12 protein-coding genes are annotated in these 13670 nt (G+C 58.6%); 9 read left to right on the forward strand and 3 right to left on the reverse strand.

Annotated features, from left to right (window positions below; all coding sequences use genetic code 11):
* Positions 1–3 precede the first annotated feature (3 nt).
* Positions 4–1056, forward strand: a complete 1053-nt coding sequence (locus tag GA0061103_RS20355) for a LacI family DNA-binding transcriptional regulator (RefSeq protein WP_092714256.1) — start codon at positions 4–6, stop codon at positions 1054–1056.
* Position 1057: 1 nt separating this feature from the next.
* Entirely contained in the window at positions 1058–2497 is a 1440-nt protein-coding gene (locus GA0061103_RS20360) for a sulfatase family protein (protein WP_092714258.1), read from the forward strand.
* 75 nt (positions 2498–2572) lie between these two features.
* Here GA0061103_RS20360 and GA0061103_RS20365 read toward each other — a convergent pair whose 3' ends face one another.
* The 3 genes from GA0061103_RS20365 to GA0061103_RS20375 form a co-directional block, all read right to left on the reverse strand.
* Positions 2573–3370, reverse strand: a complete 798-nt coding sequence (locus tag GA0061103_RS20365; RefSeq protein WP_092714260.1) for a hypothetical protein — start codon at positions 3368–3370, stop codon at positions 2573–2575.
* 379 nt (positions 3371–3749) lie between these two features.
* Complete coding sequence (locus tag GA0061103_RS20370) at positions 3750–5018, reverse strand: D-tagatose-bisphosphate aldolase, class II, non-catalytic subunit (RefSeq protein WP_092714262.1); 1269 nt, start codon at positions 5016–5018, stop codon at positions 3750–3752.
* Positions 5015–6004, reverse strand: a complete 990-nt coding sequence (locus GA0061103_RS20375; RefSeq protein ID WP_092714264.1) for a tagatose kinase — start codon at positions 6002–6004, stop codon at positions 5015–5017. Before GA0061103_RS20375 ends, GA0061103_RS20370 begins: the two co-directional genes overlap by 4 nt.
* Positions 6005–6290: 286 nt before the next feature.
* On the opposite strand from GA0061103_RS20375, the gene GA0061103_RS20380 reads away from it, so the two are divergent.
* From GA0061103_RS20380 to GA0061103_RS20410, 7 genes are all read left to right on the forward strand, one after another.
* A complete protein-coding gene (locus GA0061103_RS20380; protein ID WP_162747809.1) occupies positions 6291–7604 on the forward strand; it encodes an ABC transporter substrate-binding protein in 1314 nt (437 codons plus the stop codon).
* A 153-nt stretch (positions 7605–7757) separates the two neighbouring features.
* Entirely contained in the window at positions 7758–8666 is a 909-nt protein-coding gene (locus GA0061103_RS20385) for a carbohydrate ABC transporter permease (RefSeq protein ID WP_092714266.1), read from the forward strand.
* Positions 8667–8678: 12 nt separating this feature from the next.
* A complete protein-coding gene (locus GA0061103_RS20390; protein ID WP_092714268.1) occupies positions 8679–9512 on the forward strand; it encodes a carbohydrate ABC transporter permease in 834 nt (277 codons plus the stop codon).
* A gap of 9 nt (positions 9513–9521) precedes the next feature.
* The gene (locus tag GA0061103_RS20395; RefSeq protein WP_092714269.1) at positions 9522–10631 is read left to right on the forward strand and encodes an ABC transporter ATP-binding protein; all 1110 of its coding nucleotides are present in this window, start codon (positions 9522–9524) and stop codon (positions 10629–10631) included.
* 24 nt (positions 10632–10655) lie between these two features.
* The gene (locus tag GA0061103_RS20400) at positions 10656–11426 is read left to right on the forward strand and encodes an L-iditol 2-dehydrogenase (RefSeq protein WP_092714271.1); all 771 of its coding nucleotides are present in this window, start codon (positions 10656–10658) and stop codon (positions 11424–11426) included.
* A 10-nt stretch (positions 11427–11436) separates the two neighbouring features.
* Positions 11437–12444, forward strand: coding sequence for a zinc-dependent alcohol dehydrogenase family protein (locus GA0061103_RS20405; protein WP_092714273.1), 1008 nt, complete (start codon positions 11437–11439; stop codon positions 12442–12444).
* A gap of 107 nt (positions 12445–12551) precedes the next feature.
* Positions 12552–13574 carry a LacI family DNA-binding transcriptional regulator gene (locus tag GA0061103_RS20410; RefSeq protein ID WP_092714450.1) on the forward strand — a complete coding sequence of 341 codons (1023 nt, stop codon included), beginning with the start codon at positions 12552–12554 and terminating at the stop codon, positions 13572–13574.
* Positions 13575–13670 lie beyond the last annotated feature (96 nt).

Below are 13670 nucleotides of genomic sequence, written 5' to 3' on the forward strand. Positions count from 1 at the left end.
AGAATGGTGTCGGACGTGGAGGAGCGAGAAAAGGGCGGTGCGCCAACACTGGCCTCGATCGCTGTTAGGGTCGGCGTTTCGGTCAATACGGTCTCGCGGGCGCTTCGCGCCCCCAATACGGTGAGGCCGGAATTGCGGCGGCAGATTGCCAAGGCCATGGACGAGCTGAACTATGTGCCGAACCGGCTGGCCGGCGGCTTGTCCGGGACGAGATCCGACATCGTCGGCGTCGTGGTGACATCCCTCTATTATTCTGAATTTGCCTCCATCATCGATGCCCTGCAATCGGCGCTCCTCAAGGACAATCTTCAGGTCATGCTCGCCAACACGCGCTACGATCCGGATCAGGAAGTAACGCTCGTACGTTCGATCCTCAGCTGGCGTCCGGCGGCGGTTGCCATTATCGGCGTCGACCACCCGACCAAAGTCACCGAGCTGCTGACGTCGTCAGGGGTTCCGGTCATCGAGATGTGGGATGTCGGCGGCGACATCATCGATTCCGCCGTCGGCATGGATCATGAGGGCGCCGGCAAGGCGCAGGCCGATCACATGATTGCGTGCGGCTACCGGCATCTCGCCTTTCTCGGCAGCATGCGCGAAAACGACATGCGCGCCAAGAAGCGTGCCCGCGGGGCGGCCAGCGCCATCGCCGCGGCAGGATTGCCTGATCTCGTCTACGCTGTTCGACAGGAAGGCGGCCGGCCGGCGCTTGGCGAAGAGCTCACCCATGAACTGCTCGACAGCAATCCGCAAATTGACGGGATCATTTGCAATAGCGACGTTGTGGCCTTCGGCGTCCTGAAGGCGCTGCATGAACGCGGCAGGAAGCTGCCCGGCGATGTCGGCGTCATCGGTTTCGGTGACAGCGAAGCGGCGAACTATGTCACCCCGTCACTCACCACGGTCAAGCCCGATCGCCATCGGATCGGCGAGTTTACGGCCGAGCTGATCGTTGCGCGGATCAACGGTGAGGAACCGAGAACGAACGTGGTCGATTGGGAGCTGCTCGCACGCAACAGTACTCGCCCGCCCCTTAAATCCCTGAATGGAGATTGACGTGACAGAGGCAAAGAAGAGGCCCAACATCGTCTTCGTTATTACCGACCAGCAGCGCTTCGATACGATCGCAGCAGCCGGTTTCGATTACATGATCACGCCGAATCTCGACCGCCTGGTCCGGGAGGGCACGTGTTTCAGCCACATGTACGTGACGTCTCCCTCCTGCGCGCCCTCGCGGGCAAGCTTGTTCACGGGACTCTATCCGCACACCAACGGCGTCTTTCGCAACGACGAGCGCTGGACCCATAGCTGGGTTCGCCGCCTTGCCGATGCGGGCTATCGCTGCGTCAATGTCGGCAAGATGCACACCTCGCCCTTCGAAGACTCCTTCGGTTTTCACGAAAGGCACGTCGTCGAAAACAAGGATAGGGCGACCGAGCGTCTTCCCTTCTATCTCGACAACTGGGACAAGGCTTTCTGGAGCCGGGACATCGAAAAGCCGAGCCGCGTTACTTACCGACGGCTCGAAGATTATCGCGAACGGCTCGGCGCCTTCGTCTGGGATCTGCCGGAGGATCTGCATTCGGACAATTTCGTTCCTGAATTCGCCGCCATGTGGCTCGATCGCTACCAGGGCCGCGAACCCTTCTTCCTGCAGATCGGCATCCCCGGCCCGCACCCGCCCTATGATCCGACGCAGGACTATATCGACAAATATAGGGATCACGATCTGCCTGAAGCGATCCGTGATCAGGTGGCGATGGACCGGCAGCCATCGGCACTCAAGAAGCTCAGAGAACAACATATCAGCGTCGATCACGATGCGGTCGTGCATCTTGAAAATCCGACGCCGGAACAATTGCGCCGCCAGCGCGAACATTATTTCGCCAACGTCTCGATGATCGATACGCAGATCGGCAAGCTCATGGAAGCGCTCGAGCGCCGCGGCGTTCTCGACGACACCATCATCATCTTCACGTCGGATCATGGCGATTGCCTGAACGATCATGGACACAGCCAGAAATGGACGATGTACGAGCCGAGCGTGCGCGTGCCGGCTATCGTCTGGTCGCCGGGCCGTGTCGAGCGCGGCAAGATCGTCGGCGACCTCGTCTCGCTCTTCGATTTCGGGCCGACCATCCTGGAAATGGCGGGGCTTGAGGTGCCAAAATGGATGGAGGCACGCTCCTTGGCCCCCTACCTTACCGGTGCCAGGATTACGCCGCGCGAATTCGTCTTCTCCGAACATGCTGGCGACCGCATCCTGAGCGGCACGGAATTCATGACGATGATCCGCGACAGGCAGTTCAAGCTGGTCCACTTCGTCGAGAGCGACGAAGGCCAGCTTTTCGATCTGTCTACCGACCCAAATGAGATCAACGATCTGTGGGGTGATCCCGCTTACCAGGATGTCAAACGTCGCTTGATTGATGAAATCCTGAAATGGCGCATCCGCAGCGACTTGAAGACACAAGGCTGGACAGAGGCAATCGTATGAGTGGGAAGGCTCAGCCTTGATCAATCTGATGCCTGCCTATCAGATACCCGAACAGGAGTGCGGCATCTTGCCGGGTTATTTGATCGAAGCTTCGAAGTGGTCGATGACCTCCTTCATCGTGCCGTAGGGCTCGCCGGCATGATAGGCAATCGTCATAAGTAAGCAGGATGGCCCGTGAGCAGCAATGATTTCTCCGTGCAGAATAAGCGTATCGCTCTTGCTTTCGAATTCAAGTCGCCGTCCGAGATAACCGCCGAGTGCGCCATCACCCGATGCACCGGTAGCAAGCTCGATGTTATCCTTCCTGAACTGCCCCAAAAATCCCTCTGCCGTTTCCTTCAGCAATTCATCCAGCGGCTGATTGGCCGCGCGCGTTGAGGGATGCGCGCAGACAAGCGACACGAAGCTTGCCGCTGCATCCGTTTGTCTGTTGGCCACCTGCATGAAGCCGGACAGTTTGTCGTTGAATTGTACGGGCTCGACCTGCCAGCCACTCGGCCAAGTCACCTGCACCGGCATCGGCTCAAGCTTCCATTGCGCGATCGCCTTGGCCTGGATTTCTTGCTTTTCCTGCTGTTCGGCAAAATCGCCAACACGCGTCAGCACGAGCAGCGTCAAGGCGATCGCGCCGCCTCGCATCGCCCCGCGTGCGGACGAAACAGCATTTGATGATTTGCTCGTCCAGTAACCGGCAATCAGCGTGCCGATCAGCGTCGCGAAAATGGGCGGCCCAAGCACATGGCCCCAATTTCCGGCACTAAACTCGTCTTGCACCTGTCGTGATGACACCCAGGTCAGCAGCAGATACAGGAACGCGATCGCCACAGCCCCGAAGAGCGCCTTCAGATAGGGATGCCGAGTCGGACTGGCCATTCATACTTCCTCTCCCGCATGCAACTAGAACCGGCATGAAGGTCAATTGCAACAGTGCGGCGGTTTCTGCAGACGGACGCATCATACTATTCACCGCTTCGGCAAAACGCCGCACGCGCGGACTGCGCAACATAGATAACCGCAAGTTGCGTATCTTCAAGGGAGCTGACGCTCGTCTGGCGCTGGCCTCCCTTGAGCGCTGGGATGCGCACTGTCCAAATGCTCATCCAACGTCAGCATCTGAGATGCTCCAAGACAAAGTCGGACCAAAATCAGAGGGCTTGATTGAATCGCGAGGGCCTCGATATTACGAGGCCCTTCAAGCTTTGGATAGCAATGATGAACGGCATATGCGGCAGGGGACCCGTTTCCGGATCATTCAACCGGCTTGCCTGCACGCTCGGCCGTATGTTGCGAGGACATCGCCGACAAACGTCTTGACGATCCTGCCTACACTGTCCTTCGCGTCGATCCGGTCTGCCATCCGCCCGAGGAACTGGCTTGCCAGCGTCGGCGGGATTTCGCGGCCATGAAGTGTATCGATGAGCTTTTGAACGGCGCCGACAGCTTCAGGATAACCCCAGTAATAACGGATTCTGTCACTGTAGCTGTAGCGAAGTTGAAGCCGGATAGCCTCGTCGCTGCCATGGTAATGTCCCGCCCAGTCGCCTGTATGTTTCAGCATGAGGCGCTCCATGGTGACGGCAAGGTTGCGGTTATAGTCCGGGTCAAGTTCCGTTGCGATCAAGTCGAGCGCGAAGAGGCCTTCTCGCAGTGCAAACGTCAATCCAGGCCCAACCTTCAGAATTGGAAATCCATCGCGTACCAGTGCGGTCAGCGCCCCTTCCGACTGGTAGTCGGTCGAATGCGCTTCGAAAACCAGGCCGACTTCACGATCGAGCACGCCGGTCAGTTTCTTTGCGAGCTCGGGTCTGTAGCCAACCACGTTTTCATTGCCGAATTCCACGCCCGGCTGGACGACGAAGGCAATGCATCTGTCGAATGCCTCCGACAGCCCTTCCCTTGCGAAAATCTCGCGATGAGTCTCGATGGTGGCCCTGGCGGCTTCGGCCCCGGTCGGCTCGACGACATCGAGCGCATGGTCCGCGCCTCCCGGGACCGGGACTTCCGTCCCCAGCACGTAGAGCGGCTTGGTGCCCACTTCCCGCGCAGCCTGCTCGGCGACTTTGGCAAGCCTTGCCGCCCTTTGAGCCACGATCGCATCGTCGAGGGCGGATGGGTCATCGGCGCATGCCATGGATGCGTCGAGGTGGATTTTGGTGAAGCCCGCTTTCACATATTCAGCAACCATGACCTCGGCCTTGGCCATTGCCGCGGAGGCGGTCTCCCGCCGCCAGGGATTTGGTCCGAGATGGTCACCGCCGAGGATGACATCGGACGTCGCTACCCCGCTGGCCTCGGCGAGCGCAAGAACATCTCCGGCAAAATCTGCCGGCGTTTTTCCGGTGTAGCCGCCGAACTGATTAACCTGGTTGCAGGTAGCCTCTATCAGGACGGGGCCGCCCTCCCGCCGAGCCAGCGACATCGTCGCTTCAAGCACGAGCGGGTGCGCCGAGCACACCGACGTAATTCCAACCGGCTTGCCCGCGCGGCGGGCGCCCGCAAGGCTTTTAAGGAAGAGGTTCATGCTGCTCTCCGCGGATTGGTGGACAGGAAAAAATCAAGTTGCGCGATGTCGGGCAGACCGGTCATAGGCCCCATCTGGGTCACGTTATAGGCCCCTGCTGCTGCGGCCCGCTCCAAGGAGACCTCCGGGCCAAGGCCCTGCCGGCGCGACGTCAAATAAGTCGCGCCAAAGGCATCTCCTGCACCGGTGGGATCGACTTCGTTCACTTCGAATCCATGGAAATCATATCTCAAACCGGATTCTCCGAAGAAGGTCGCTCCCCTCTTGCCGCGCTTCAACACAATTTCGCCGACACCACGGGCTCGCAGCGCCTTGACCGCCGGGGCCTCCCCGTCCGTTCCCGCGGCCACAAAAAGCTCTTCGCCGGACGGCAGCAGAAGATCCGCATTCCGGATCATGGTTTCGAACTGGCTCCGGAAATTTCCCGACCCGAGGAGCTCCTTGCGGACGTTCGGGTCGAATGAAACCGACCCGCCGCGCGAACGAACCGAACTGATGGCGGCATCAATGACCTTATCTGCTCCTGGAATTGCAAATGCGGATCCCATCACATGTACATGTCCGGCCTTCGCAATCAAGGTTTCCGCCGGCGGGCTGAGGGTTATCGAGCCCGCCGCCGAATGCATGATGTTGAATATGAAGTCTCTCGATCCGTCGTCACGATAGCGGACGAACGCACTTCCGGTCGGCCGATCAGGCGAGATGGATATGGCCGACGTGTCCACGCCGTCCTGCCTGAGGCGTTCTATGTTCACAGTGCCAAAGTCGTCGGCCCCTACCGTTGCGATGATGCCAGCCGCGCCGCCGAGGCGAGCGACCTGATCGATGAATATTGCCGGTGCGCCACTCGGAAACGGGCCGATGAGCGCCTGAGGTTCCTTGAATCCGGACCCAGCGGTGCTTGCCATGATCTCGACGAGTATCTCGCCGACCGTGATCGTCGGCCCGAGGCTTTCCGGGGCTATGTGCCTATTGTGAACAGTCATTGTGCTCATCCTCCCTGCTGTATTGAGCAGGTACGGCTTCCAAAGGCTCGCGTCAATCATAACTTTACGCATGAAAATTTTTATGAGAGTGCATATTTTGATCGAAAACAGGCATGCCGATACAGAATTAGAAATAATAGGCTTTATTTTCAATAATATAGTGAAATATCGTCAGATCACTTCAGCCTCTGTCAATAATTTTCGATTGACTCCGAATGCATACTGGAGAATTTAATATTTACGCACGTAATGTTGTGCGCTAACGCTCGTAAGGAGGAGCGAGACGATGAAGAGGATTCTTGCTGTAATGCTGTCTTCGGCCGCCGGCTGCTCACTGGCTGCAGGCTTGGCTCAAGCTGAGGAATTGACCATCGCCACCGTCAACAATGGCGATATGATCATCATGCAAAAGCTTTCCCCCGAATGGGAAAAGCAGACGGGCAACAAGCTCAACTGGGTCGTTCTCGAAGAAAACGTGCTCCGCCAGAAGCTGACGACGGACATCGCGACGAAGGGCGGCCAATACGACATCATGACCATCGGCGGCTATGAGGCGCCGATCTGGGGCAAGAAGGGCTGGCTTCAGCCGATCGACGATCTCGGCGATGATTATGACTATGGCGACCTGCTCGCGCCCATCAAATCCGGCCTGACTGTCGACGGCAAGCTCTATGCCGTACCATTCTATACCGAAAGCTCGTTTACCCTCTACCGCAAGGATCTGTTCGACGCTGCGGGCCTCAAGATGCCCGACCAGCCGACTTACGATCAGATCAAGGAATTTGCAGACAAGCTCACCGACAAGTCCAAGGAGCAATACGGCCTTTGCCTGCGCGGCAAGCCGGGTTGGGGCGAGAACATGGCTTTCCTCGGAACCATGATCAATACCTATGGCGGCCGCTGGTTCGACATGGACTGGAAACCGCAGATCAATTCCGCGCCGTGGAAGAAGGCCATCACCGATTACGTCGACCTCATGAAGAAGGACGGCCCTCCCGGCGTGACCTCAAACGGCTTCAACGAGAACCAGGCCCTGTTCTCGACCGGCCATTGCGCCATGTGGATCGACGCCACATCTGCCGCCGGCCGCGTCTATGACCCGAAGCAGAGCCAGGTGGCCGACAAGATCGCCTTCACGCGCGCTCCGGTCAATGTGACCCCGAATGGGTCGAGCTGGTCATGGTCGTGGAACCTCGCGATTCCAACTTCTTCCACCAAGGAAGAGGCGGCGAAATCCTTCATCAAGTGGGCCACGTCCAAGCAATATGTGAAGATGGTCGGCGAGAAGGAGGGCTGGGTTGCCGTTCCGCCCGGCACTCGCAAGTCCACCTACGACCTGCCTGAGTATCAGAAGGCTGCGCCTTTTGCTGCCACCGTCGAGAAGGCCATCCTATCCGCCGATCCGGCACATCCGACCAAGGATCCGGTTCCCTACACCGGCGTCCAGTTCGTCGCGATCCCGGAATTCCAGGGGATCGGAACGATCGTCGGTCAGCAAATCGCGTCGGCGCTTGCAGGCCAGCAAACCGTCGATGCCGCTCTCGACAATGCGCAGAAGCAGGTCGAGCGCGAGATGAAAAAGGCCGGCTACCCCAAGTGAGGTAGCCGCCTCGCCCGCGGTGTCGCGACCGCGGGCTTCCTCCCGGAGGGTTCCGGCAGCGTCGGCTGTCGGAACTCCGGCTTGCTTTCCTTCCCAATCGCCTCCCCCCGATCGCCGTCATCCGGCGACCGAGGCACGGCGAAGAGGTTTTCGATGACAACGATTTCGCGTGAATTCATCCGGCGGACACAGAAGCATTCCGGCCGCTCGATCCGAACCGGCCCGCTTCTTGCGCCTGCGGTCGGCCTTCTCTTCGCCTGGATGATCGTTCCGCTTGCCCTGACACTCTGGTTCTCGGTTCAATATTACAATCTGCTTGAGCCGCTGAGCGCCGGTTTCGCCGGTCTCGACAACTATTCCTATCTGATAACCGACGACGGTCTTCTGGCGGCAGTCTTCCGGACCCTCGTCATTCTTTTTGCCGTGCTGGCTCTGTCCATCGGTTTCGGAGTGGTGTTCGCGCTGCTTTTCGATGTCGAGTTCGCCGGGCGCGGAATTGCACGGCTTCTGATCATCGCCCCTTTCTTCGTGATGCCGACGGTCACCGCGCTGATCTGGAAAAATCTCCTGATGCACCCGGTCAATGGGCTCTTTGCCTATCTTGCCAAGCTCGTCGGCCTGGCGCCGATCGACTGGTTCGTGCAGATCCCGATGACCTCCATCATCATCATCGTCGCCTGGCAGTGGATACCGTTTGCGACGCTGATCCTGATGACCGCCATGCAGTCGCTCGACCGCGAGCAGATGGAAGCGGCCCGCCTCGATGGCTCCCGAGGATGGTCAACCTTCAGGCATATCATTCTGCCACATCTGCTTCGGCCAATCTCCGTCGTCGTCATGATCGAGACCATCTTTCTGCTTGCGGTGTTTGCGGAGATCCAGGTCACGACGTCAGGTGGCCCGGGTACGGCAACCACTACGCTCACTTACTTCATCTACAACAAGGCCCTTCTCCAATGGGATGTTGGAGCCGCATCGGCCGGAGGCGTCTTTGCGATCATCCTTGCGAATGTCGTCGCGGCATTCCTGATTCGCACCGTCGCCCGCAATCTGGACAATTGAGGGAAGACCAGAATGGCAAGACGAAACAACCTCATTCATTCTCAGAAGCTCTGGTGCGGTATCGGTGGTTGGACCGCAGCACTGCTGATGTTCTTTCCGATCCTCTGGATGCTCATGGCATCTTTCAAAACGGAAATCGATGCGGTGGCGACTCCTCCGAAGATATTCTTTACGCCGACGCTGGAGAACTTCGTCGACGTCAACGCCCGTGCCAATTACGTCCAATATGCATTGAACAGTGTCGTCGAGAGTATCGGCTCGACTATCCTGTGCCTGGCGATCGGTATTCCTGCTGCCTACGCAGCCGCCTTTTTCCCAGGCAAGAGAACCAAGGATCTCCTGATGTGGATGCTCTCGACAAAGATGCTTCCTGCCGTCGGGGTATTGGTTCCCATCTATCTATTGTGTCGCGACAGCGGTCTTCTGGATACACGAACTGCGATCGTCATCGTCTTTACGCTGTCGAACCTCCCGATCGTGGTCTGGATGCTCTACTCCTTCTTCAAGGATGTTCCGCATGAAATCCTCGAAGCCAGTCGCATGGATGGTGCCAGCACCTTCGAACAGATCTGGTACCTGCTCCTGCCTCTAACGCTTCCGGGGATAGCATCCACTGCACTCCTGTCCACTATCCTGTGCTGGAACGAGGCCTTCTGGAGCTTGAATCTCACCGCTTCCAAGGCAGGTCCGCTCACGGCATTTATCGCATCCTTTTCTTCGCCCGAGGGACTTTTCTGGGCAAAGCTCTCGGCAGCTTCGACGCTCGCCATCACACCAATCCTCGTCTTCGGCTGGATGACCCAGCGCCAGCTCGTGCGCGGTCTGACCTTCGGCGCGGTCAAATAGGAAACGCACATGGCTACCCTCAGTCTCAAGGAAGTGAAGAAGACCTTTGGCGCGGTAAACGTCATCAAAGGCGTCGATCTCGATATCAGGGATCGGGAATTCGTGGTGTTCGTCGGTCCATCCGGCTGTGGGAAATCGACGCTGCTGCGCATGATCGCAGGGCTCGAGGACATCAGCAGCGGCGACCTGATCATCGACGGCGACCACGCCAACGACATCCCGCCCGATCAACGCGGTCTGGCAATGGTGTTCCAGACCTATGCGCTTTATCCGCACATGTCGGTCAAGGACAACATGGGGTTTGCGCTAAAACTTGCGGGTGTCCCGCAATCCGAGCGCGACGCCAAGATCAATGAGGTCGCGGGTCTGCTGCAGCTCGGCCATCTGCTTGATCGCAAGCCCAAGCAATTGTCTGGTGGTCAGCGCCAGCGTGTGGCCATTGGACGAGCAATGGTCCGCTCCCCGCGCATCTTCCTGTTCGACGAACCGCTGTCAAACCTTGATGCCGCGCTGCGCGTCCAGATGCGCATCGAGCTGGCCCGGCTCCATGACCAGCTCGGGACCACCATGATCTATGTCACCCACGACCAGGTCGAGGCGATGACGCTGGCCGACAAGATCGTGGTCCTAAGAGACGGCCGCATCGAGCAGGTGGGCGCACCCATGGATCTCTATTATCATCCGGCCAATCAGTTCGTCGCCGGTTTTATCGGTTCGCCCGCGATGAACTTCATTGCTGTCGAGCCAGAGCAAGCCGAACCTGCCGGGGTCCGCGTTGCCGTTCCGGGCGGCAAATCCATTTTGGTCCCGGTGCAGGCAAAGCCGAGTTCAACGACCAAGCTCACTCTCGGCATACGACCCGAACACCTTCGGATCTCAGGCGATGGGATGCTACGGGGCGAGATCATGGTCGTGGAACGGCTTGGCGGGCACACTTACGTCTACGTCCAGATCGCTCCGGGCAATCTGGTTATTGTCGAGACCGATGGCGCAGACGCCCACCGTCTGCATGAGGAGGTATGGCTGTCGTTCGATCCGTCCGACTGCCATTTGTTTGATGAAGAGGGTCTGGCGCTCCAGAGAGTGAGCTCCACCCACAACATTGCCGTGACGCATTGAGCGGTCCGGAAAAGGGAGAAGATCATGAGACTAAAGGACAAAATCGCACTTGTTACGGGTGGCGCACGCGGCATCGGCCTTGGCTTCGCTGAAGCTTTCGTCAAGGAAGGCGCGACGGTGGTGATTGCCGATATCGACATCGACCGCGCCACCAAGGCGGCAGCGACGATTGGCGAGGCCGCGTCGGCAGTGAAGCTCGATGTGACCGACCTGTCCGCCATCGACAAGGTCGTCAAGGAAATCGACCAGAAGCACGGCGGCATCGACATTCTCATCAACAACGCCGCGATCTTCGACATGGCTCCGATCAACGAGATCACCGAGGCCAGCTACGACCGTGTTTTCGACATCAACCTGAAGGGGCCTCTCTTCATGATGAAGGCGGTTTCGAATGTCATGATTGCCCGCGGTCGCGGCGGCAAGATCATCAACATGGCAAGCCAGGCCGGACGCCGTGGGGAAGCATTGGTGCTGCTCTATTGCGCCTCCAAGGCAGCTATCATTTCGGCGACGCAATCAGCGGCCTTGGGCCTGGTGAAATACGGTATCAACGTAAACGCCATCGCACCGGGCGTGGTCGATGGCGAGCACTGGGATATCGTCGACGCCCACTTTGCGAAATGGGAAGGCCTGAAGCCGGGCGAGAAGAAGGCTGCCGTTGCCAAGTCCGTTCCGATCGGACGGTTCGCAACGCCCGACGATATCAAGGGTCTTGCAGTGTTTCTTGCGTCCCCGGACAGCGATTACATTCTCGCACAGACCTACAATGTCGATGGCGGCAACTGGATGAGCTGAGGAATCTGACATGAAGGCAATATGTTTCACGGAAAAGGGCGTCGCGGGGCTGGCCGATATGCCGCTGCCCGTTTTGGCGCCGGGACACGCCCTCATCCACGTGAAGGCTGGCGGGCTTTGCCATACGGATATCGACGTTCTCCACGGCCGTTACGGCGAAGGGCGCTTTCCGCTGGTTCCTGGCCATGAATATGCAGGCCTGGTCGAGTCGGTCGCTGAAGACGTCACCGGCTTGCGGCCGGGTGCGAGGGTCGCCGTCGACCCCAATCTGCCCTGTGGCACCTGCAATCTGTGCCGCAAGGGGCTGACAAATCTTTGCAAGGAGCTGAAGGCCTATGGCGTCACGCAGGACGGTGGCTTTGCCGAATACAGTATCGTCAAGGCATCGCATCTGCACGACATCGGCGATCTTCCGTTCGACGTCGCAGCTTTGGCCGAGCCGCTCGCCTGCGTCCTCAACGGGCTCGGCAATATCGGCCTGACGACCGGAGTTCGGCGCGCGGAAAGCGCTCTGGTATTCGGCGGCGGTCCGATCGGGCTTCTGCTTGCCCTGTCGATCAGAGCGCAAGGGGTCAGCAACGTCGTCGTTGCCGATATCGATGAAAGCCGCCTGAGCTTTGCCAGGGAGCTGGGATTGGAAGCCCTGCACCCTGCGTCTCCGGAACTCGAGGGCCGCAAACGATCTTTCGATCTTGTTGCCGATGCGACGGGTGTTCCGACCGTCGTGGAGAGCATGCCGGAATTTGCACAGGACGGCGGCGCGATCCTGGTGTTCGGCGTCTGTGCGCCCGGCGTCCGGGTCCCGATATCCCCCTTCGACATCTTCCGGCGTCAGTTGACGATTGCCGGCTCGCACTCATTGAATCAGAATCTGCCTGCCGCCCTTGATTTGCTTCGTAAAGACAACGGCACGATGGCACGCCTGATCTCTCATCGGCTTCCGCTCAAGGAGGTATTGCCCTTTTTCACCAAGAGCGGCGGTACGCCCACGATGAAGGTGCAATTTGTCGCGGAATAATCTCGGTTCCTCCCAAGGGGGGAACTCTCTTTTCCCTCGATAAAGAGTCGGATAGACACCTTTCTATAGAGTCTGGAGACAACATCGTGCCGAAACCGATCAAGACAATGGAGGACTTCTCGGAATTTGTCGGCCTTTCTCGCCCCACGGTGTCCAAATACTTCAACGATCCGAATTCAGTCCGAAAGAAAACGCGCGAGACTATCGAAGTTGCGCTCAAAAAATCAGGGTTTCGACCAAACCTCTTTGCCGTCAACCTCAATCGGCGCCGGACCAATATCGTCGGGATCGTTATTCCAAACTCGATCGACCAGTTTTATATGGCGCTCACCCGAAGGATTGAAGCGCTGGCGACAGAAGCGGGGTTCTTCCCGCTTGTCTTGTCGACGGATGGGCAGTCCGACCTTGAGGACAGGGCGATCCGCACCCTCAAATCGCTGAACGTGGCCGGCGCGATCATCGCGCCGCTCGGGGTGGAGTCCCACCAGCAAACTCTGGCGGAATACGGCAGAAGCGTTCCGCTTGTTTACGTGGATTCGCCATTGGATGACACTTCCGCTTTCGTCGGTACCGATAACCAGCAAAGCTTTGGGCTGATCGTCGATTATCTATGCCGGTCGGGCGAGCCGCCGAGCTATCTCGGCATGCCCGATGTGAACACGAACGCCCGCACGCGCGAAGCCGCCTATGTCAACGCGATGACGCGCTTCGGTTTGACACCGCACATCCTGCCTTCGGCAAAAATCCGAACCTGGGATTTCGAAAGATTCGGGTTCGACGAGATGACGCGCCTCGTCGACCTGAAACGACTGCCGACGAAAACTATCCTTTGCGCCAACGACCGAATTGCGTTCGGTGCGATCGCCGCTGCCTACAAGATGGGCCTTAAAGTCGGGCATGGCGCGACGTCCGACATCCGCATTGCCGGGCATGACGATCATCCCCTGTCGAGATACGCATGTCCGCCGATCACGACGGTCGCGCAGAATGTTAGCGAAATCGGCAGGCGGGCGGTTGATATGCTTCTCAGCATGCTCGGCGACAACGATGAGAGCGAGGATCGCATCGACGCAACCTCGACCGCGCGATTTCTATTATCCGCTGACCTCATGCTACGGGAATCGGCCTAGTATCCGGGCACGGCTCAAACCCGAAACGGCAAGCTGTAGTATGGCCTGTTCAGCGCGCCGCTGATTGCCCCATCAGCGGCTTTGCCTTTGTCATCC

This window comes from Martinezella multihospitum, assembly GCF_900094585.1.
Lineage (GTDB): Bacteria > Pseudomonadota > Alphaproteobacteria > Rhizobiales > Rhizobiaceae > Rhizobium > Rhizobium multihospitium.